General features: G+C 67.3%; 22 protein-coding genes. 14 read left to right on the top strand and 8 right to left on the bottom strand.

Features of this window, described 5'->3' with window-relative positions; all coding sequences use genetic code 11:
* Positions 1–123: 123 nt before the first annotated feature.
* Together DC347_RS02570 and DC347_RS02565 are read right to left on the bottom strand one after the other, a co-directional pair.
* Complete coding sequence (locus tag DC347_RS02570) at positions 124–813, bottom strand: response regulator transcription factor (RefSeq protein WP_206073873.1); 690 nt, start codon at positions 811–813, stop codon at positions 124–126.
* Entirely contained in the window at positions 810–2,144 is a 1,335-nt protein-coding gene (locus DC347_RS02565; RefSeq protein WP_018760477.1) for an ATP-binding protein, read from the bottom strand. The genes DC347_RS02570 and DC347_RS02565 overlap by 4 nt, the downstream gene beginning before the upstream one ends.
* Positions 2,145–2,269: 125 nt before the next feature.
* Between DC347_RS02565 and DC347_RS02560 the strand changes: the two genes are divergently transcribed.
* From DC347_RS02560 to DC347_RS02540, 5 genes are all read left to right on the top strand, one after another.
* Positions 2,270–3,808 (top strand): PspC domain-containing protein, encoded by a 1,539-nt coding sequence (locus tag DC347_RS02560; protein WP_109044350.1) that lies wholly within the window; start codon positions 2,270–2,272, stop codon positions 3,806–3,808.
* A 1-nt stretch (position 3,809) separates the two neighbouring features.
* Positions 3,810–4,064 (top strand): hypothetical protein, encoded by a 255-nt coding sequence (locus DC347_RS02555; RefSeq protein ID WP_018760479.1) that lies wholly within the window; start codon positions 3,810–3,812, stop codon positions 4,062–4,064.
* Between the two features lie 3 nt (positions 4,065–4,067).
* Positions 4,068–4,331 carry a PspC domain-containing protein gene (locus DC347_RS02550; RefSeq protein ID WP_018760480.1) on the top strand — a complete coding sequence of 88 codons (264 nt, stop codon included), beginning with the start codon at positions 4,068–4,070 and terminating at the stop codon, positions 4,329–4,331.
* A gap of 212 nt (positions 4,332–4,543) precedes the next feature.
* Positions 4,544–5,569, top strand: coding sequence for an ATP-dependent 6-phosphofructokinase (locus tag DC347_RS02545; protein ID WP_018760481.1), 1,026 nt, complete (start codon positions 4,544–4,546; stop codon positions 5,567–5,569).
* Positions 5,570–5,596: 27 nt separating this feature from the next.
* On the top strand, positions 5,597–6,313 hold the full coding sequence (locus DC347_RS02540) for a GNAT family N-acetyltransferase (protein ID WP_109044349.1): 717 nt from the start codon (positions 5,597–5,599) through the stop codon (positions 6,311–6,313).
* Here the strand turns inward: DC347_RS02540 and DC347_RS02535 are convergent.
* The 6 genes from DC347_RS02535 to DC347_RS02510 form a co-directional block, all read right to left on the bottom strand.
* Positions 6,275–7,798 carry a DHA2 family efflux MFS transporter permease subunit gene (locus DC347_RS02535; protein WP_109044348.1) on the bottom strand — a complete coding sequence of 508 codons (1,524 nt, stop codon included), beginning with the start codon at positions 7,796–7,798 and terminating at the stop codon, positions 6,275–6,277. The two genes, DC347_RS02540 and DC347_RS02535, sit on opposite strands and share 39 nt — an antisense overlap.
* Positions 7,799–7,851: 53 nt before the next feature.
* Entirely contained in the window at positions 7,852–8,271 is a 420-nt protein-coding gene (locus tag DC347_RS02530) for an ankyrin repeat domain-containing protein (protein ID WP_109044347.1), read from the bottom strand.
* Positions 8,271–9,353, bottom strand: a complete 1,083-nt coding sequence (locus DC347_RS02525) for a folate-binding protein YgfZ (RefSeq protein WP_165837970.1) — start codon at positions 9,351–9,353, stop codon at positions 8,271–8,273. The genes DC347_RS02530 and DC347_RS02525 overlap by 1 nt, the downstream gene beginning before the upstream one ends.
* A 58-nt stretch (positions 9,354–9,411) precedes the next feature.
* Complete coding sequence (locus DC347_RS02520; protein ID WP_109044346.1) at positions 9,412–10,146, bottom strand: flavodoxin family protein; 735 nt, start codon at positions 10,144–10,146, stop codon at positions 9,412–9,414.
* Positions 10,147–10,163: 17 nt separating this feature from the next.
* Positions 10,164–10,772: an FABP family protein gene (locus DC347_RS02515; RefSeq protein WP_018760487.1), complete on the bottom strand. Its 609-nt coding sequence runs from the start codon at positions 10,770–10,772 to the stop codon at positions 10,164–10,166.
* A 171-nt stretch (positions 10,773–10,943) separates the two neighbouring features.
* Positions 10,944–11,711, bottom strand: a complete 768-nt coding sequence (locus DC347_RS02510) for a hypothetical protein (RefSeq protein WP_018760489.1) — start codon at positions 11,709–11,711, stop codon at positions 10,944–10,946.
* A gap of 340 nt (positions 11,712–12,051) precedes the next feature.
* Between DC347_RS02510 and DC347_RS02505 the strand changes: the two genes are divergently transcribed.
* From DC347_RS02505 to DC347_RS02465, 9 genes are all read left to right on the top strand, one after another.
* Positions 12,052–12,750: a response regulator transcription factor gene (locus DC347_RS02505; RefSeq protein WP_043456042.1), complete on the top strand. Its 699-nt coding sequence runs from the start codon at positions 12,052–12,054 to the stop codon at positions 12,748–12,750.
* Between the two features lie 33 nt (positions 12,751–12,783).
* Positions 12,784–13,752 (top strand): mycothiol synthase, encoded by a 969-nt coding sequence (gene mshD, locus DC347_RS02500; protein ID WP_109044345.1) that lies wholly within the window; start codon positions 12,784–12,786, stop codon positions 13,750–13,752.
* A gap of 132 nt (positions 13,753–13,884) precedes the next feature.
* On the top strand, positions 13,885–16,134 hold the full coding sequence (locus tag DC347_RS02495) for an RNA degradosome polyphosphate kinase (protein ID WP_018760491.1): 2,250 nt from the start codon (positions 13,885–13,887) through the stop codon (positions 16,132–16,134).
* Positions 16,135–16,142: 8 nt separating this feature from the next.
* Entirely contained in the window at positions 16,143–17,111 is a 969-nt protein-coding gene (locus DC347_RS02490) for an NUDIX hydrolase (protein WP_026264307.1), read from the top strand.
* Positions 17,112–17,183: 72 nt separating this feature from the next.
* The gene (locus DC347_RS02485; RefSeq protein WP_206073872.1) at positions 17,184–18,566 is read left to right on the top strand and encodes a hypothetical protein; all 1,383 of its coding nucleotides are present in this window, start codon (positions 17,184–17,186) and stop codon (positions 18,564–18,566) included.
* A gap of 228 nt (positions 18,567–18,794) precedes the next feature.
* Positions 18,795–19,598 carry a thymidylate synthase gene (locus DC347_RS02480; protein WP_109044344.1) on the top strand — a complete coding sequence of 268 codons (804 nt, stop codon included), beginning with the start codon at positions 18,795–18,797 and terminating at the stop codon, positions 19,596–19,598.
* The gene (locus DC347_RS02475; protein WP_018760495.1) at positions 19,595–20,179 is read left to right on the top strand and encodes a dihydrofolate reductase; all 585 of its coding nucleotides are present in this window, start codon (positions 19,595–19,597) and stop codon (positions 20,177–20,179) included. Before DC347_RS02480 ends, DC347_RS02475 begins: the two co-directional genes overlap by 4 nt.
* Before the next feature lie 4 nt (positions 20,180–20,183).
* Positions 20,184–20,402 carry an NF038396 family protein gene (locus tag DC347_RS02470; protein ID WP_018760496.1) on the top strand — a complete coding sequence of 73 codons (219 nt, stop codon included), beginning with the start codon at positions 20,184–20,186 and terminating at the stop codon, positions 20,400–20,402.
* A gap of 199 nt (positions 20,403–20,601) precedes the next feature.
* Positions 20,602–21,018, top strand: a complete 417-nt coding sequence (locus DC347_RS02465; protein ID WP_109044343.1) for a hypothetical protein — start codon at positions 20,602–20,604, stop codon at positions 21,016–21,018.
* Positions 21,019–21,045 lie beyond the last annotated feature (27 nt).

Raw genomic sequence — 21,045 nt, 5'->3', positions numbered from 1 at the left:
TTCCGGCCGGTTAGACACCGACGCCCGCTCACTTTCCTTGAGGAAGTGAGCGGGCGTCGGTGTTTAAGGCGTCAAAGGTGAGCGGGCGTCGGTGATTAAGGCGTCAAAGGTGAGCGGGCGTTGTTAGAGGAGGCGGCGCTCGGCGGCCCACTTGGTCAGCTCATGCCGGCTGGAAAGCTGCAGCTTCCGGAGCACCGCGGACACGTGGGTTTCCACCGTCTTGATGCTGATGAAGAGTTCCTTGGCCACTTCCTTGTAGCTGTAGCCCCGGGCGATGAGCCGCATGACCTCCAGTTCGCGTGCCGAGAGCTTGTCCAGCTCGTCGTCGGCAATGTCCGCGGGAGCGGTTCCGAATGCGTCCAGGACGAACCCGGCCAGGCGCGGAGAGAACACGGCGTCGCCGCCGGCCACCCGGAACACGGCATCAGTGATCTCGGCGCCGGAAATTGTCTTGGTGACATAGCCCCTGGCCCCGGCGCGGATCACCGCCACCACGTCCTCCGCTGCGTCGGAAACGCTCAAGGCCAGGAAGCGGGTGGCGGAGAGGAGGGGTGCGGAGCCGGCGATGACTTCCCGGCCGCCGCCGCCCAGCCCACCGGGCAGGTGCACGTCCAGGAGGACGACGTCGGGCCGCTGCTCGGCGATCACGGCGATGGCCTGTTCCACGGTGGCGGCTTCCCCCACCACGTGGATGCTGGCGTCGAGGTCGGCCATCAACCCGGAGCGGAAGATCGCGTGATCGTCCACGATCACCACCCGCACGGATTTGGCCGGCCGGGCGGCTGCGCCCCCTGTTCCCTGGATGGTGCTCATGGTTTCCCTTCCGCGTTCTCCGCTGCCGGCAGCCTCAGCCGAACCTCGGTGCCGTCATCCGTACTGAGGATGGCAGCCGAGCCGCCATGCCTTTTCATTCTGCCGATGATCGATTCCCGGACGCCAAGCCTGTCCGAGGGAACGTTCCCCAGCTCAAAACCGGGGCCCCTGTCCTTGATGAAGATCTCGGCTTGCCCGTCCGAAGCCTCAAGATAAACGGACACCGTTCCGCCGCCGTGCCGGGAGGCATTAAGCATCGCCTCACGGCTGGCCTGGACCAAGGCTTCGTGAGCCTCCGTCATGGCGGCGTCACCCACCGTGACCACCTCCACAGCGTTGCCGAGCAGGTCCTCCACCTCGGCGGCTGCGGCCTTGATCCGGTCCGACAATTGGCCGCTTTCCCGTCCGTGGTCCTGAAAGAGCCAGCCACGCAACTCACGCTCCTGCGCGCGGGCCAGGCGGACGACGTCGTGCTCGTTGCCCGCCCGCCGCTGGATCAAGGCGAGCGTCTGCAGCACTGAGTCGTGCAGGTGGGCCGCGATCTCCGCGCGTTCCGTTTCCCGGATGCGGCCCGCACGCTCGGCTTCGAGGTCCCGCCAGAATTTCAAGGCCCACGGCAGCAGGACCAGCACCACGCCGCCCAGGACCGCCACGGAAGCCAGCAGCGCAAGCCACGTCTGTTCCCAGGAACCCGAGCCGGACACCATCACCAGGACACCGGCAACCACCAGCGCCAGCCCCGCTGCGAGCCGGCCCCAGCCGCCGGCCTGGTCCGCCTTGGTCTTGTCCACCAGTCCCGCCCGGCGGGTCTCGTCCAGTTGCATCCAGGCGATCGAGGCGCCACCCAGGACAGCGGCGGCGGGGATGAGGGTGCCCAGGGACACATCAACACCCAGCAACTGGGCGATCATGATCCCGGCGACCAGCAGGAGCCCGCAGCCGAGCAGGATCTCCTTGCCGTAGCGCATGCCCCGCACCCGGAACCAGGGAGCGCCAGGGGTTGCGCCCGTGCCGGCCGGGCCGGAGCCCGCGGCACCCGTGGGACTTCCGTCGTCGTCCGTTGTTGCGGCGGCGGGCCGGCTCACCGCCGGGGCAATGGGCGACGCCGGGCGGCGGGTATTGCGCCGGGCAGCCTCATCCGCGGTGGGAACCATGATCCAGAGCCACGCGTAAAACACCAGGCCGGCCCCGCCTGCGAAGGACGCGAGGACCATGCCCCAGCGGACGGTCTTCACGGGCCACCCGAGGTGCAGGGCCAGGCCGGAGCACACGCCGGCGATGACCCGGTCACTGCTCCGGGCCAGGGGCGGCCGCGCGGGGAGGGTTGTCATGGATCAATCCAAGCATGGATCAGGGTAGCCCGGACCGGGTTGTGCGCTTTCCCGGGGGTGGCTCAGGGACCGTTCAGGGTTTCCCCCAGTAGAGCGGCGACGGGCTTGGACGGGAGGATCGAAGTATGAACTCGCAGACCCCTTCCCCCGACGACGAACACCCAACCGGGCCGTTGCCCGGCTCCGGCAACCAGCGGCCCACCGAGCCGCTGCCGGCCTCCGACGCGATTCCTCCGGGCCCGGCGTCGGGCCCCGCCCAGGGCGGCCCCGGCGGTTCGCAGGATGGCCCCACCGCTCCCCCAGCTTCCGACCCGGCACAGGGCTATGCCTTCCACGCCGGCCCCACCCCGCCAGCAGCCTCAAGCGACTTCTTCGGCTGGATCCGCAGCCAGGGCATCTCCCGGGGCAGCGACCGCTGGATCGGCGGCGTCTGCAGCGGCATAGCCCACCGGCTCGGCGTGGACCCCATCATCATCCGCGGCGCCCTTATAGTCCTGACCCTCCTGGCAGGCATCGGCGTACTGCTCTACGGCCTGGCCTGGGCCTTCCTCCCGGAACCGGACGGCCGGATCCACGTCCAGGAAGCCGGCGCGGGCCGCTGGTCCAGTGGCATGACGGGCGCACTGATCGCCACCGTCCTCGGATTCACCGGCCTGGGCGGAGGGTTCTGGGGGTGGAGCCACAACGGCTTGAGCGGCCTCCTCTGGACCGTGTTCTGGGTGGCCGGCGCGATCTTCCTGATCTACCACCTCTCCCAGCGCAACAAAGCACGTCCCACCATGGCGGGCCATGCTCCGGCGGCTCCGGGTGCGCCATACACGGCGGGACGGCCAGGTTCCGAACACACGTCGTCCTTCTCCGCGGCCACCACGTCCGGCCCCGCCCAGGCGTTCCCTCCAGCGCCCGCCTATGGCGGCGGCACCGCCGGCGGGCCCGCAGGGAATGGCCCGGGAGCATTCGGAGGGACCGGCGGCCCGGGCGGTTCCGGCGGGGACGGATACCCGGCGCCGTGGGTTCCGCCGCGGCCGCCCAAGCCCCGGCCGGCCGGCCCGGGTGCCCCCGCCGTCGCCATCGCCACCGGCTCTGCCCTGCTGGTGGGCGGAGGCCTCAAGGCACTGGACGCCGGGCATGTCATCGACCTTGGCGGCTCCGGCAACGCGATTGTCTGGGCCAGCGCCGCGGCAGTCCTTGGCCTGGGCATCCTCGTGGCGGGACTGCGCGGCCGGACCTCGGGGATCCTGAGCCTGTTCGCCGTGATCGCCCTGGTTACCGGCGGCGTCTACAACGTGGCGAACGACGGCAGGATGCGTTTCCAGCAGGTGGACTGGAACCCCGCCAGCATCGAGGAGGCGCGCGGCGGCATCGACATCACCGCCGGACGGGGAACCGTGAACCTCACGGACCTGTCCCCCTTAGCCCCCCTGACCTCCGACGTCGTGGTTCCGCTCGATATCACGGCCAGCAACGTCACCGTGGTGATCCCGCAGAACGTGCCCGTGGATATCAAGGCGGACATGACCATGGGCAACCTGAACGAGGCCACAGGCCAGCGCGGCGGGACCACCACCCGCGAGAGCAGCTACAACGCGGACAAACCCGGCAACCACCTGGTGGTGCGGATCGATGGCACCTTCAGCAACGTCACAATCCAGGAAGGCAACTGACATGGACAGCAACATTCCGACGACGGCGGGCCACGAGCCTGCCGATGCGGCGCCGGCCAGGGTGGGAACCGTGGTGTGGGGCCTGATCGTCCTGGCTTTGGCCGCGCTGATCATCGTGGCGCAACTGGGCATCGTCACCCTCAACGGGACCTACGTCCTGATCGGCCTCATGATCGGCGCCGGAGTGGCCCTGGTGGCCGGCGGCCTGCTCTCTGCCCGCAAACGTGACAACGACCCACTGAAAAGGAAGTCTTGAACCATGGATAAGTTCTTCAGCATTGTCAGGGGCCTTGGCCTGAAGCGCGGCCCGCAGCGCTGGCTCGGCGGGGTGCTGGGCGGCATCGCGGCCAAGCTGAACGTGGACGTGGCCTACGTGCGCATCGCGTTCCTGCTGTTCTGCCTCCTCCCGGGACCCGCCGTCGTCTTCTACCTGCTGGCCTGGGTGGTGCTTCCGGACCAGCGCGACGAGATCCCGCTGCAAACCTTCCTGGAGCGCCGCTCGACCAACGGCCCACGGATGTAGCTACGGAAGGTGCCTCCCCCACTGGGGGACCAGGCCCCCGCCCTCGTGAACGGATCACGGATGCGGGGGCTTTTTCCTGCCCGCGGCCACCCGCCGGGAAAGCGCACCGCATGTAACCGGTTTGTGTCGTACCCCACACACCCCACTACACTTCTAGGTGAGCTCAGCGTGGCGCTCTGCCTGTAAACCTTCTCCCAGGATTTGAGCTGAACATGAAAATTGGAATCCTTACCAGTGGTGGCGACTGCCCCGGCTTGAACGCCGTGATCCGCGGCGCCGTGCTGAAGGGCATCGCCATCCACGGCCACGAATTCGTCGGATTCCTCGATGGCTGGCGCGGCGTGGTGGAGGGCGACATCATCGACATCCCCCGCACCATGGTCCGCGGCATCGCGAAACAGGGTGGCACCATCCTGGGCACCTCCCGCACCAACCCGTTCGAAAACGGCGGCGGCCCCGAGGCCATCAAGGCCCACATGGACCGGCTGGGCATCGACGCCATCATCGCTATCGGCGGTGAGGGAACGCTCGCCGCCGCCAAGCGCCTGACCGACGCCGGGCTGAAGATTGTCGGTGTCCCCAAGACCGTGGACAACGACCTCGACGCCACCGACTACACCTTCGGCTTCGATACCGCCGTCCAGATCGCCACCGAAGCGATTGACCGGCTCCGCACCACCGGCGAGTCCCACCACCGCTGCATGATCGCCGAAGTCATGGGCCGGCACGTGGGCTGGATCGCCCTGCACGCCGGCATGGCCGCGGGTGCGCACGCCATCCTCATCCCGGAGCAGAAAGTCAGCATCGAGCAGATCACCGAGTGGGTCAATGAAGCCCACGCCCGCGGCCGCGCGCCGCTGGTGGTGGTGGCTGAGGGCTTTGTCCCGGAGCACATGGAGAGCCCGCACTCCGAGCGCGGCCTGGACACGTTCGGCCGGCCCCGGCTGGGCGGCATCGCCGACCAGCTCGCGCCCGAGCTGGAGGCCCGGACCGGCATCGAAACCCGGGCAACCATCCTGGGCCACATCCAGCGCGGCGGCGTACCGTCCGCCTTCGACCGCGTCCTGGCCACCCGGCTGGGCATGGCCGCCATCGATTCCGTGGTGGAGGGGTACTGGGGCACCATGGTGGCGCTGAAGGGAACCGATATCCACCACGTCGCGTTCCAGGAAGCCCTCGGCCAGCTGAAGACCGTTCCGCAGAACCGGTACGACGAAGCGGCTGTCCTGTTCGGATAAGCCGCAAGGCCGCCCTAGGCTGGGACCATGACACTCGACCCCGGCTCTGCTGCCATCATCCAGTTGGCGTGGGCACGCCGGCTGGGCCTTGACGACGACGCATTCGGGACCGGACTCGCCTCGGCCGAACGGATTGTGCGGGCCGACGAGTCAGTCCGGACCGTTGAGTTCGTGCGGCTTTTCGGAAGTTCGGTGCTGGTGGGGCCGCAGAGCGTGATCGACGCCGCCGCCGGCATCCCGGATGAGGAAATGGCCCAGCACGTGACCCTCCTGACCCTCACCAGGGACCGAGGCGGTCACGGCCTCGGTGCCGCGGCACTGTTCTTCGCGGACGACCTGCCCCTGCAGCAGCCCTCCGACGAGCTCACCGTGTCCCACGGCAACCCCGAGGCCATCGAGTTGGAGGGCCGCTGCCCGCCGGATGACGTCAACGAAGTTGGCCTCTCCGAGCTGGAAAACCGGTACACAATCGTCCACGAGCAGGATGGCCGGCGCGTGTCCTTGGCCTGCGGGGCCTACGGCGAGTGGGAAGGCCTGCTGGCGAACATGGGGGTCTTGGTCGACCCGGAGTGGCGCCGGCGCGGCCTTGGTTCCCTGGCGGGCTCCATCGCGGCCCACGAAGCACTCGCAGCGGGACTGACGCTGCAGTGGCGCGCGGACGTCAGCAACACGGGCTGCCTGGCGTTGGCCCGGAAGCTTGGCCTCTCAGCCGGCGGAATCCAGACCAGCGTCCACCTTCGCTGACGGCTGGCCTTGGACCGGCGCTCCCCAACCCTGGACGGGCTGCGGCTTTGCGAAGAACAACGCGACGGCTGCCCCCACCAGGATCACCCCGGCGGGAAGCAGGATGGACTGGCCCATCGCCGTCGAAAATCCGCCGTGCAGGAATTCGGGCAGCGAGCCGCCCATCGCCAAGCCTTCGCCGGCGGATCCGCCGGGGCCTCCCGCAGGCAGTTCGGCCGCGAGCCGCGACTGGATGAGCACCGCGATGGCGGCACTGCCCAGGACTGCGCCGATCTGGCGGGTGGTGTTGTAAACGCCCGAACCCGCCCCTGCCTGCCGTGGCGGTAGGTTCCTGGTGGCCGTAGTGCTCAACGGGGCCCAGATGCCTGCGTTGGCGAAGCCCAGGACAGCGCTGGGCAGCAGGAACATCAGGATGGGTGTGTCCGGTTGCATCAGGGCTGAGTTCCAGAGCAGCGCCACAGCCATCAGCACGAGCCCGGTGGCGGTGATGTATTTGGGGTTGACGCGGTCCACCAGCTTGCCCACGACGGGCGCGAGTCCGCCGGATATCAGGGCCATGGGCACCATCATCAGGGCGGACTGGGTGGGAGTCAGGCCCCGGACCAGCTGGTAGTAGAAGATCAGCGGCAGGCTGAAGGCGGTCACGGTGAAGCCCACCGTGGTGATCCCGATGTTGGCGAGCGAAAAATTCCGGTCCTTGAACAGCGCCAAGGGAAGCAGCGGTTCACCCTTGTTGAAGCGCTGCCACGCCACGAAGGCCGCCAGCACCACGATGCCGGCGATGATCAGGCCCCATACGCTGATGGGTCCGGTGATGGTGCCCCAGTTGTAGGTCTCGCCTTCCTGGATGCCAAAAACCAGCAGGAACAGGCCGACGGCGCTGAGCAGGACCCCGGGGATATCGAACTTGTGCGGGTGCGTGCTCAGTGCCGGCACGTTGCGCCACGCCAGGATGAACCCGACCAAGCCAACCGGGACGTTGATGAAGAAGATCCATTCCCAGCCGAGCCCGTCCACCAGGACGCCGCCGAGGATGGGCCCGACGAGGGTCGCCATACCGGCGGTTGCGCCCCAGACTGCCATCGCGGAGCCGCGGCGGTCCGGCGGGAAGATCCGGGTGATGACAGCCATGGTCTGGGGAGTCATCATGGCGGCGCCGAGGCCTTGGAGCACGCGGGCCGCGATCAGGACCCGGACGTCGCCGGACAGGCCGCACCACAGCGAGGCCAGCGTAAAGACCACCAGGCCGGAGAGGTACAGCTTCTTGGGCCCGAACCTGTCGCCGAGGCGGCCGGTGATGAGCAGCGGGACAGCGTAGGCCAGCAGGTAGGCGCTGGTCACCCAGATGACCGAGTTGATGTCCGCGTCCAGGCCTTCCATGATCCGGGGGTTGGCCACGGACACGATGGTGGTGTCGATCAGGATCATGAAGAACCCGATCACCAGGGACCACAGGGCCGGCCAGGGCTTCGCTACGTTTTCCACTCGATCATCCTTTGAAATTTTGGTGTTGGTGCCGGGCGGACCCGGCGAAAGCGCTAGCCCAGCAGATCCAGGATCTCTGCGCGGGCGAACATTTGGGCAGCGGCCCGTGCCGACGGCGCTCCGGCATCCGGATCGGCTCCGGCGTCGAGCAGGACACGGGCCACGTCCGGGTAGCCCTTGAAGGCTGCCCCGGCAAGCGGGGTCTGGCCACGGTCGTTGGCAGTGTTGGCGTCGGCGCCGTGCTTAAGGAGCAACTCCACCGTATCGGCGTGGCCGTGGTACGCGGCCAGCATCAGCAGGGAGTCTCCTGTGGCGTTGGTCATGGTTGCCGGCGCCCCGGCTTCAAGGTAGGCGCCAAGCAAGGCGTCGTTGCCGTCGCGGGCCGCCTGGAACAGCGAGTGCGCCAGCGCCACCGCGGCATCATTGTCCTGCGTGGCCTCCGGCGCAACACCCGGTGCGGTGTGGTCTGTCATCAGCGGGGCCCTCTCAGGAATCCGGTCTGCCGCCCAACAACCTGGCCGGCGTCCGGGGCGACAATGAGCTCCTGGACGGCCGGATACGGTTCATCGCCGTCCAGGACCGTCAGTATTTCATCCGGCGCCACGGAACGCTTTATGACCGCCAGCGCCACGGGACCCATCTCGTGGTGTTGCGCAACGGACGTCACCGTGCCCACTTTGCGTTCCCCTGCCATGACCGGGCTGCCGGCCGCGGGCAGTGTGTGCTGCGAACCGTCCAACTGCAGGAACACCAGCCGCCGCGGCGGGTGGCCAAGGTTGTGCACGCGGGCGACGGTTTCCTGTCCCTTGTAGCAGCCCTTGGCCAAGTGCACCGCGGTGCGCAGGAGGTCGAGTTCGTGCGGGATGGTCTTGTCATCGGTTTCTGCGCCGATCCTGGGCCGCCAGGCAGCGACGCGGAGGGCTTCGGCCGCGAGCACTCCGGCCAGCGGGCGGCCGGAGACGGCGGCCTCGAGTTCCTCGGCGGGGATGAGGTATTCGAACCAGGGACGTTCAAGGCCCGGGTGGTTTTCCTCGGACACAGTGGCGTACGAGTACCCGCCCGCCGAGACATGCGGCCAGGGATCCTGCCAGGCAAGGCGTCCGGCCCATTCGGGAACTGCCGTGGTGCTGCCCACCACGGCCCAATCGGCGGAGACGTCGGCGATCTCCACCCGCAGCATGAACTTCATCCGGTTCAAGTACTCGGCCAGCGGTGCAGCCTCGGCGGCCTCCACGATCAGCCAGGTGGTCCCGCCGTCGTCAACAACCCTGGCATCAAAGTCGATGCGCCCTTGGACGCTGAGCAGCAACAGTTCGCTGGACTCACCCGGCGCCAGCGCTGCCACCTGCTGGGACGAGAGGGTGTTGAGCCAGCTCAACCGGTCCGGTCCGGTGACGGTGACCACACCGCGGTGTGACAGGTCGACGACGGCGGTTCCGGCAGCGAGTGCGCGCTGCTCGCGCAACGGCTCGCCGTAGTGGGCGGCGACACCGGCGTCGGGGCCGGCGGCCTCAACGGCGCCGGGACGCGACAACAAAGGGCTGGGCGTACTCATATTGGCGGCAACGTCCTTTAGCAGCGGGGTATTCCGGGTTGTGAAGGTTCAGCCAACGCTAGCGGTATTCCGGGTTCTCAAAATCGAACCGCGTACCGGCCTCCCATTCACCGGGCAGGTTGCCGTAGGCCGGGTAGCCTCCGGCATCCTTGAGGATCCTGGCCAGGTGCAGGAGGTTCCAGGTCATGAACGTCGTGTTCCGGTTGGTGAAGTCTGTCTCCGGGCCGCCGGAGCCCTCGTCCAGGTAGCTGGGGCCGGGCCCTACCGGCCCGATCCACCCGGCGTCGGCCTGCGGCGGGATGCTGAATCCGATGTGCTGGAGGCTGTAGAGGACGTTCATGGCGCAGTGCTTGATGCCGTCCTCGTTTCCGGTGATGAGGCAGCCGCCGACCTTCGGGTAGAACGCCCACTGGCCCTGGCTGTTGAGCTGGCCGGAGTGGGCGTAGAGGCGCTCGATCAGCTTCTTGGTCTGGGACGAGTTGTCGCCCAGCCAGATGGGGCCGGCCACCACCACGATGTCCGCTTCCTGGACGGCGGGGTAGATCTCCGGCCATTCATCGGTGGCCCAGCCGTGCTCGGTCATGTCCGGGTAGACGCCCGTGGCGATGTCGTGATCGACAGTGCGGATGAGCCTGGTGCTGACGCCCTGCTTCTCCATGATCCGGCGGCTGATGGTAATCAGCCCTTCGGTGTTGGAGGTCTGGGGTGACTTCTTCAGGGTGCCGTTGAAGAAGACGGCCTTGAGGTCGCTGTAGCTGGTGGGCTTGCCTGCGTGTTCCGTTCCGTCTTCCATGGCGGGGCCTTTCCGGGTCAGGAAACTCTTTTCAGGAATGCAGAGGCGTGGGCCTCCAGCCCTTTTCCGGCCTCTCCACCCGTTGCCACGTCCCACCGCCACAAAAGGTTCCCGTCCACCAGTCCGAAGATCCGGGTGGCGGCACTGTAGTCCTTGGAATGGCTGCCGCGCATCACCATGTCGGTGGTCAGCTGGATCTGCGGTCCCTTGATCTGGCCGTAGTACAGCTCCGTGATGCCGCCAGGGTGGGCGATGGATACGGAGATGTCGAAGCCGCCGTCCTTGTTGCGCAGCGCTTCCACCTCGTCGGCGCTTTTCAACACGGGAACGATGTCGGCCGGCACCAGCCCCGGGCCGCCGTCGGCGTCCAGCTGTTTGCGCTCCAGCGCCCAGAAGCCGGTCTCGACGGTGAGCGGCCGCAGCCGCGTGCCGTCGTCGTCGGTCAACCAGCTTTCGGCGCGGTACTGGAGGTACGGCAGCCCGTTGTGGGTGAAGGACACGTGCTGCAGGAAGTGCTCGGAATCCTCGTCACCGCTGCCCAGCCGGCCGCGTCCTTCCCACTCACCTATGAGCCAGGATAGGGGGACGAGTTCGGGAGTCAGGTCTGTGGGAATCTCAATGGGCACTGTCTATTACCTCGAGATACGGCGGTGGGAAAGGATGTGGCTACTTCTGGCCTTTGAAGAGGCGGTAGACCACGAAACCGGCAAACCAGGCCATGGAAACGCTCGCGATACCGAGCAGGACGAGGAAGAAGATTTCAAATGCAAGTACGGACATGGTGCAATCCTAACCCGTTAGTAGATGAGTAGTTTGTCGATGAAGTACGCCAGGGATCCTACGGCTGAGACCGGGGCCAGGCCCATGCTCAAGGCTGCCGGCATATTCAACGGTGCGCCGCGCAGTGTCGCGAGCCTGCGGAAGCTGGCCAGGACCGCACCGACGATGACGCCGAAGACGGCCGCGGGCAGGACAGCAATGTCCGACAGGACCAGGCCGGCGAGCGGACCGGCCAGGCCGGCCAGCACAACGCCCAGGGGCGCGACGATGCTGTCCGGCCATTGGATGAGTCCGGCAAGGAGCGCTACGGCGGCGCTGATCGCGGCCACCAGGAGCATTTCGCGGACGCCGTTGAACCGGGCGCCGGCTATCCAGCCGGCGCCGAGGCAGGACAGGAGGACACCGACACAGCACCCGAGGGTGGATTCCAGCCGTTGCGCCTGGCCGGTGCCGCGGATGAGCTGCACCACGAAGACGGCCATCATGCCCAGGGCGACGAAGGCGGGCGTCCAGTCGAGGTAGCCGGGGGGCGGGGCCACGGAGGCGCAGACCGCGGCGGCGGCTCCCGGCAGGGCGATCACGGCGGCCAAGGTCTTCTTCGCCGGAATGCGGAGGAAGTGCGGCCACCCGATGCCCACGGCTGCGGCGATCAGGATGCCGACGGCGGCCAGGGCTTCCGGGGAGGAATAGACGCCGGCGATGATGGCAATGAGCCCGGCGATCCCGACGACCCCGATGGTCCAGGAGCCAAGTGACCGCACAGGTGACTGCAGTTCCGCCGTCATCCGGGGCCCGGCCTGTGCTTTGTCGGTGCACTCACTGCGCTGATTTCCCATCCTGGCGTCGGCTGGAAGGCTGGTCCGCCCCCTCGTGGCAGGGCTGGTCCGCCCTGCTCCAATCCTGCCCTATATGAACCGCTTATGTCGCAAAACGTACCTGTCCAGGGCCCCAATCTGTGGCTTGGAAGGGGGTGCCGGGTATACTCAAGGTTCAGCTACGCTCCCTGCTGAGGTGGCTGGCCGGCGGCGCGCTGACGGTCCACAAACCTCCCGCAGGAAGCCCGTACCGGCCGGTGAGAATCCGGTTCAGTCGCCCAAAGATGCGCGGACGGCCCTTGGAGGAACAATGTCGCACATCCTGTTACTGACGAACAGCACCGGTTCTTCGGTGGACATCCTGCCTGCCCTTGAGCTGCTGAACCACCGGGTCCATATCCTGCCCGCGGAACCCACTGCCCTGCTGGAGACTGACCCGTGCGACATCGTCCTGCTGGATGCGCGCAAAGACCTCGTGGGTGCCCGTTCCCTCACCCAGCTGCTGAAGGCCACCGGACTGAGCGCCCCCCTCGTCCTGATCCTGACAGAGGGCGGCATGGCCGCAGTTTCCTCGGCATGGGCCGTTGACGACATCGTCCTCGATTCTGCCGGACCCGCCGAGGTGGAAGCCCGCATCCGGCTGTCCGTAGCAAGGGCCGTCCCGGAGCAGGAGGACACGCCGAGCGAGATCCGGGCCGCCGGTGTGATCATCGACGAAGCAAGCTACACGGCACGCGTCAACGGGGCACCGTTGAACCTGACCTTCAAGGAATTCGAGCTCCTGAAGTACCTGGCGCAGCACCCCGGCCGCGTCTTCACCCGCCAGCAGCTGCTCACGGAAGTCTGGGGCTACGACTACTACGGCGGCACCCGCACTGTGGATGTCCACGTCCGCCGGCTTCGCGCGAAGCTCGGCGCGGACCACGAGAACCTGATCAGCACGGTCCGTAACGTGGGCTACCGCCTCACCCTGGTCAGGCAGCAGGAAGACGAACTCACCGAAGCCTGAGCCCTGCGCGCCTTCGCCGTATAGCCTTGGCTCATGACTCCAGCGCATCCGCAGAAGTGGCCCGTCCATGTTGTCCGGGGCGGCGTTGACCAGCAACTCCTGAAAGACTGCCGCGACCTCCTCGCGGCGGCCGAGGAATCGGACGGCAATCCCTCGATCTCCGAACAGACCCTGGTGGCCATGCGCGCCGGCGACTCGCCGGACCACACCCTGCTGACGCTGGCCCTGTACGCGCCGGATGAGGACTCCGACCCCGCCACCGGCCAGGACCTGGCCGGGTTCGCCGTGGTGGTGGACGAGACGGACGGCAACGGCGTCCTGGAAATCGCCGTGCACCCCTCCTACCGGAACCAGGGCGTGGCGGACCGGCTGGTGGGTGCGCTCAGGGAGGTGCGGGGCTTCGACGGGCTGAAAGCCTGGTCCCACGGGAACCATGAGGCTGCCGCGGACCTCGCGGCCCGCTACGGCTACGCGCCGGTGCGCGAATTGTGGAAGATGCGGATGACGACGGCGGGCGCGGAACTGCCCGACGCCGGCCTGCCGGACGGGGTGGCCATCCGCGCCTTCGTGCCCGGCAAGGATGACGAGGCCTGGCTGGCGGCGAACCGGGCGGCGTTCGCACACCACCCCGAGCAAGGAAACCTGACCCGCGCGGACCTGGACGCCCGGATGGCGGAGGACTGGTTCGATCCAGCCGGGTTCTTCTTAGCCGAGGACCGTGAAGGCCATTTGCTCGGCTACCACTGGACCAAGGTCCACCCGCGCCACGGAGAGCATCCGGCCATCGGCGAGGTGTACGTGGTGGGTGTTGCGCCGGAGGCGCAGGGCCTGGGCTTGGGCAAAGCCCTGACGATCGCCGGCATCAAGCACCTGCGCGACTCCGGCCTCAACGGGGTCATGCTGTACGTAGATGCGGACAATACGGCGGCAGTTGCCCTGTACCGGCGGTTAGGGTTCACCCGGTGGGACATGGACGTCATGTATGGCCCGGCTGCAGGCTAGATTACGGGCCCCGGGACAAAGCCCGGCGGTGCGTTAAACAGGGCCGTGGGGCCGGTGAATGCTTGTAAGGTTGGAATGGAGCCGCGCGGGGCGGAAGCGCCGGCACCACAGCGCCAGCCATAAGGAGAAGCCATGAACCCGGAACCCTCCGGAACAGCCACGTCCCAGGATGTTGCGTTGCCTGCCCGGGCGCGCTTCGGCTCCTCCGAGGTCCCCGCGGCACGGGCCACCCAGGACCGCATCGACATCCCGGAATTCGCGCCCAACCTGCAGCCTGAGGGCGACATCCGGCCGGACCGATTCCTGGACCGCGAACTGAGCTGGCTCGCATTCAATTCCAGGGTGCTGGAGCTGGCCGAAGACCCCACCCTTCACCTCCTTGAACGCGTCAGCTTCCTGTCCATCTTCGCCTCCAACCTGGACGAATTTTTCATGGTCCGCGTGGCCGGCCTCAAGCGGCGCATCGCCACCGGCCTCGCCGTTCCGTCGCCCGCCGGACTCAGCCCGGTGGAGGTGCTGGAGCGGATCAGCGACGAAGCCCACCGGCTGCAGGAGCGGCACGCCCAGGTTTTCGCCGACCAGATCCGCCCGGCACTGGCGTACGAGCACATCCACGTCATGCAGTGGGGCGAGCTGGACGACGCCGCCCAGCAGCAACTCAGCGTGATGTTTGCCGAGAAGGTCTTCCCCATCCTCACGCCGCTGGCAGTGGACCCGGCGCACCCGTTCCCGTACATCTCCGGGCTGTCACTGAACCTTGCCGTCGTGGTCCGGAACCCGGTCAGCGACAAGGAGCTCTTCGCCCGCGTCAAAGTGCCTGACCAGCTTCCCCGCCTGATTTCCATCGACGGTCCACGGGCCGGTGCAGTTCCCGGGCGGGTGGCACGGTTCATCGCCCTTGAGGAAGTCATTGCCGTCCACCTGGACAAGCTGTTCCCCGGCATGGAAGTGCTGGAGCACCACACCTTCCGCGTTACCCGCAACGAGGACGTGGAGGTGGAGGAGGACGACGCCGAGAACCTCCTGCAGGCGCTGGAGAAGGAACTGCTGCGCCGCCGCTTCGGCCCTCCGGTGCGGCTTGAGGTGACCACGGACATCAACCCGAACATCCGTGCACTCCTGATCCGCGAACTGGGGGTGGAGGAATCCGAGGTGTATTCCGTCCCCGCGCCGCTGGACATGCGTGGCCTGTCCGTCATTGCCGGAATCGACCGCGCCGACCTGCACTACCCCAAGCACATGCCGCACACGTCGCGGTACCTTAACGAGTCCGAAACCTCCAAGGCCGCCAACGTCTTTGCTGCCATGCGGCGCCGGGACATCCTGCTGCACCACCCGTACGATTCCTTTTCCACCTCGGTGCAGGCGTTCCTGGAGCAGGCGGCGTCGGATCCAAAGGTCCAGGCGATCAAGCAGACCCTCTACCGCACGTCCGGGGACTCCCCCATTGTCGATGCCCTGATCGACGCCGCGGAGGCAGGCAAGCAGGTCCTGGCCCTGGTGGAAATCAAGGCACGCTTCGATGAGCAGGCCAACATTTCCTGGGCCCGGAAGCTGGAGCAGGCAGGTGTCCATGTGGTGTACGGCATCGTCGGCCTGAAGACGCACTGCAAGCTTTCGCTGGTGGTGCGCCAGGAGGTTGACGGGCTGCGCCGCTACTGCCACATCGGCACCGGCAACTACCACCCCCGGACCGCCCGGTACTACGAGGACCTGGGCCTCCTGACCGCGAACGACCAGGTAGGCGAGGACCTTTCCAAGCTGTTCAACCAGCTCTCCGGCTACGCCCCCAAGTCCACCTTCAAGCGTCTGCTCGTGGCGCCCCGGTCCGTCCGCTCGGGACTCATCGACCGGATCGAGACGGAGATCCGCAATGCGCGGGCGGGCGTTCCCGGCCTGGTGCAGATCAAGGTGAACTCGATGGTGGACGAGGCCATCATCGATTCGCTGTACCGTGCTTCGCAGGCCGGCGTAAAAGTGGACGTCATCGTCCGCGGCATCTGCTCGCTGCGCCCGGGCGTCCCGGGCCTGAGCGAGAACATCACCGTGCGCTCCATCCTGGGCAGGTTCCTTGAGCACTCGCGGGTCTTCGCCTTTGCCAATGGCGGCGACCCCGTGGTGTACATCGGTTCGGCGGACATGATGCACCGCAACCTGGACCGCCGGGTGGAGGCACTGGTCCAGTTGAGCAGTGCGGACGACATCACCTATGTCCTTGACCTCCTGCAGCGCTACATGGACCCGGAAACGTCCAGCTGGCACTTGGACAACGAGGGCCGCTGGACCCGGCACCACCTTTCCGACGACGGCAAGCCGCTTGAGGATGTCCAGTCCTGGTTGCTGGCGTCCCGGCCGCGGCAGCGCAGCCTGAGCCGGCGCTAGGCAGCGCATTGTCGAGCGATGCACTCGTAGCCGACCAGACTGACCACCCGGGGGAACCCGTAGCCGTGACGGCTGCGGGTGCCATCCCATGGCGGGTCAACAAAGACCGGCTGGAAGTCCTGTTGATCCACCGGCCGCGCTATGACGACTGGTCATGGCCCAAGGGAAAGATCGACGACGGCGAGACGGTCCCGGAATGCGCCGTCCGGGAGGTGCGCGAGGAGATCGGCCTCGACGCGCCGCTGGGAATTCCCTTGCCGCCCATCCACTACCACGTCGCCTCCGGCCTCAAGAAGGTCCACTACTGGGCGGTCAAGGTCAACGGAAATGGGCTTGTTCCGGACGGCAAGGAGGTGGACAGCGTGATGTGGTGCGGCCCCGACAAGGCAGCCCGCCTGCTGTCCAACCCGTCCGACGTCGTCCCTTTGGAGTACCTGCGGGACGCGCATGGCCGCGGCAGCCTGGACACGTGGCCCCTGGTGGTACTCCGCCACGCCAAGGCCAAACCCCGTTCGTCCTGGAGCAAGGCCGAGGGCGAGCGGCCGCTGGCTGCCACCGGGACCCGGCAGGCGCAGGCCGTGGGCAGGCTCCTGCAGGCATGGAAGCCGATGCGGGTGGTCACCAGCCCGTGGCTGCGCTGCGTTGCCACCGTTGCTCCTTACGCACGGGCCACCGGGGCGAAGGTGAAGCTCGCCGAAGGCCTCACCGAGCACAGGCACCAGCGGAGCCCGCGCAAAACGGCGGCCGTGATCGAATCGCTCTTCGACAAGCAGCGGCCGGTGGTTGCCTGCACCCACCGGCCGGCCCTGCCGACAGTCCTCAAGCAGCTTGCCGGCCACATGCCTTCGCACCTGGCGAAATTGTTGCCCGCGGACGAGCCCTTCCTCTCCCCCGGCGAGCTGGTGGTGTGCCATGTAACCCATGGCGGGAAGAAGCGGATCGTGGCTGTGGAACAGTTCAAGCCGTTCGACGATTAACCGGGCACCGGCTTGACCGAGGGCTCCAGTCCGTCTTGACTGGGGGACCACGCACTGTTCTGGGGGGATAACGTGCACGCTGCCACCATTGCTGTTTTCGACGACGTTCCACCGCTGGCCCTGCTTTGGCCCCTTGTCCTGGCCGGTGGAGTGTACTGGCTCCTCTCGTGGGTCATCCGGGGAGCGAGGGAGGGCAGCCCCAGGGCGTCGGCGTCGCGCCACGCCTTCCTGGCGGGGCTGGTCGGGTGGCTTGCCAGTTCCCTGGTGCCCGCCGCGAACGCAGGGATCATTCCCCTCCCCCACTCAGCGGCCATCCCGGCAGCCATCCTTCCTGCCCTTGCCTGGCCGGTCCTCGGTTGCTTGGCTGCGCATGTCCTTGGGCAACTGAGTTATCCCCGCCGGCAGTCGCCTCCGGACACTCCAGGCGGACCCCGGCGGCGGATCCGTGACATCGTTCCGCGCCGCCTTGGATGGACGGTGGCGGCCATCTTCGCGGGAGCCGCCGCGCTCATCGCGTGGATGTCCGCGCTGCCGGGTTTTCCTTCCCGCGCCTACGAGTCACGGCCCGACGGCCATGGGGGTTTCACCACTTTCGGTGGGGAAGGGCGCATCCCGGGCCAGGAGCTGGCACCGTACCTGGGCGGCTCCCTGATCGTCCTGGCGGCAGGGACGTTGTTCGTCCTGGCCTTGGCCGCCCGCCGGCCGCCTCTCACCGGCCTGACTCCGAGGGAGGATCACCTGCTGCGGATGATCGCCGGCAACCGCCTCCTCCGGACGGTGGCAACTGTGGCGTCCGGGCTGGGGGCGATCGCCGGAAACCACGCAGCGCGTCCCGATCCGGCCGCCGGAACCAACAGTTGGGCCAATCCTGCCGGTGCCCTGAACCTGGTGGTCCTGGTGGTGATGCTCCTCTGGCGCCCGCCTGCCCTCCCGGGCCAACGGCCACCCCTCAAGTCCGCCCAGGTCACTGCCCGGCCCGAGACGATGCTGGCTGTATCAGTGGGACCGGCCATGGGGCTCGCGGCGTTCGTTCCCGTGCCGGTGGCCATTTTCGTCCCGTGGGCGGTGACAGGGCATGCCGCCCCGGTGGCGGCCGTGTCAGCGGCTGCGGTGCCGGCCGTTGTTTCACTCGGTGAATTGGTGATGCACCGCAATCACGGCTGGGCTGGCGCGCCCCGGCATTGGCCCCGGCAGCCCGTGCATCCCGCCCTGATGGTGGCTCTTGTGGCTGCGGCAGCTCTCCAGACGGTGGTGATCGCCTGTGTCGCGGGCCGGCAGGCTGAACTCGGGGTGCAGGCCGCGTGGGAGGTGACAGTATGGGCCAGCGCAGGCACAGCGCTCCTCTCTGCCGTCCCCCTCGCGCTCGCGAGGCGGACGGCAGTGTTGCGCCCGGGGTTCCGGGACTCGACGCAGCCCTCCGGGCCATCACGGTATACCGTGTGGCGCGGACGCTGACAGCCTTCTTCGCTGCCCAAGCGGGGGTGCTCCTGATGAGCGCGGGGCCCACCCTTGGGCGGCCGGCGGCTTCCGGTCCAGGCCCATGGGACGCGGTGTGGCAGGGGGCATCCGGCCTCGGCGCCTTGTTGACCGCCACCGCCGTACTGATCGCAGTGGCCCCGGTCTCCGTCATTGCCCGGGGCCCGAAGCCAGCCTTTCGTTGGGACCACCCAGTAGACTTGGGGCGTGAGCATCCCTACGCCTTATGAAGACCTCCTGCGCGATGTCCTGGCCACCGGCACCCATAAATCAGACCGTACCGGCACCGGAACCACCAGCGTTTTCGGCCGCCAGATGCGCTTTGACCTCTCCAGGAGCTTCCCGCTGATCACCACCAAGCGGGTCCACTTCAAGTCGGTCGCCGTTGAACTCCTGTGGTTCCTGCGCGGCGAGACCAACATCAAGTGGATGACGGACCAAGGCGTCACCATCTGGAACGAATGGGCCGACGAAGACGGCGACCTGGGCCCGGTGTACGGCGTGCAGTGGCGTTCCTGGCCCACCCCCGACGGCGGCCACATCGACCAGATCGCCGAACTCATCGAGAACCTGAAATCGAACCCGGACTCCCGCCGGCACCTTGTGTCCGCCTGGAACGTCTCCGAGCTCAACGACATGGCGCTCCCGCCCTGCCATGCGTTCTTCCAGTTCTACGTGGCGAACGGCAAGCTCTCCTGCCAGCTCTACCAGCGCTCGGCTGACATGTTCCTGGGCGTGCCGTTCAACATCGCCTCCTACGCATTGCTCACCTGCATGATCGCCCAGCAGGTGGGGCTCGAACCCGGCGAGTTTGTCTGGACCGGCGGAGACGTCCACATCTACGAAAACCACATGGACCAGGTCCTCAAGCAGCTCGAACGCGAGCCCTACGAGTATCCACAGCTGACGATCACCCGGAAGCCCGCGTCGATCTTCGACTACACGCTGGAGGACTTCGACGTGGTGGGCTACCAGCACCACCCCACCATCAAGGCGCCGATCGCGGTATGAGCACCGAAAACTTCACCGATCCGCAGTCCTTCACGGAGGAACTGGCCGCCTCCATCACCGGCGTGGGCCTGGTCTGGGCCCAGACCTCTGACGGGGTCATCGGGATGGACGGAGACATGCCCTGGCACCTGCCGGAGGACCTCAAGCACTTCAACCGGCTGACCACCGGGCACCCGGTCATCATGGGCCGCAAGACCTGGCTGTCCTTCCCGGACAAGTACCGTCCGCTGCCGGGGCGCACCAACATCGTCATCACCCGGCAGAAAAGCTGGGCCGGCACGCCGGAGGCGGAGGGCGCCGTGGTGGTTCCCTCCCTGGATGACGCGCTCCTTGAGTCGCAGTTCGTCGACGGCGGCGAGACAGTCTGGATCCTGGGCGGCGGCGATGTTTTCCGCCAGTCCACGGACCTCGCCAACGTCGCGGTGGTCACCACCATCGATGTGAAAGCCGACGGCGACACGTTCGCCCCGGAGCTTGGCCCCAGTTGGGAGGCCACGGCCTCCGTCCCGCCGGACGGCTGGCTGACTGCCGCCAACGGCACACGCTACCGATTCACCAAATGGTCACGGACCGAGGGCTAGGAACATGCTGAAGAAACCCGAAACCCTGTTCGTCCTGGGCTACATGCTGCTGCCCCTGCTGGCCTTGCTGTCCGCGATCGTGGGGCTGACCATGATCCTGGGCGGCAACAAGATCGCCGGGGCCATCGTGCTGGTGGTGGTCACTCAGGTGTTCACCTTCGGCGCGTTCTTTGCGCTGCGCGCCCGGAAAGCTGCCGTGCTGGAGCAGTCGGACCAAAGCTAGCGCTTACGGCAGCGGCATGGGGAGGCCACCCCATCGCGGGTAGCCCGGTCCTGGCCTAGGCTGGGAACGCGGCACTCTGGGGGCTGTCGAATTAAATATTGGGGGGAATCCTGGTGGCAGGAACTTTGTGGGGCGACGACATCGAGCAAACGAGGGCCCTCGCGCAGCATTTCAGCACGACGGCGGACGTGCTGCAGCAGTGACCTTCGACAGTGACCGTGAGCGTCGCAACGATGCCGTCCACGCCGAACACAAGGCCGCGCTTGCACGCGGTGAAAAGCGGGTGCTGCGCACCACCAGCACCGGCGAATTGCACAGTTACCCCGCCGACGAAATTGGGTTTTCCCCAGGCCGTGGCCACGTACAGGTCCAAACCTGGTGGGGTATGGGGATCCTGACCGGCGTCATGGTGCTCTTGACCCTCCTTTCCCTCGTCATACTGCTCAGGCCCCTGCCGGACGGCGGCCAGCCGTTCTGGGGCGCCCTGGTCCTCACTGCATTCGGCATTTTTGGAGCCTGGTATACCTTCGGCATGGCGAGGGACGAGTACCGGGCCAAGAAACTGCGGAAGGAAAGGCATGCGCCGGAACCCGGAGCAGGACCCCTCAGTGAATGAACCGCATGGCCGCACGAGGCGCCCGCC

The sequence above is a fragment of the Pseudarthrobacter sp. AG30 genome (assembly GCF_003116525.1).
In the GTDB taxonomy this organism is placed as follows: Bacteria; Actinomycetota; Actinomycetes; order Actinomycetales; family Micrococcaceae; genus Arthrobacter.
Note: the sequence above shows the minus strand (reverse complement) of the source record. Positions and strands in the feature narration are given on the sequence as shown.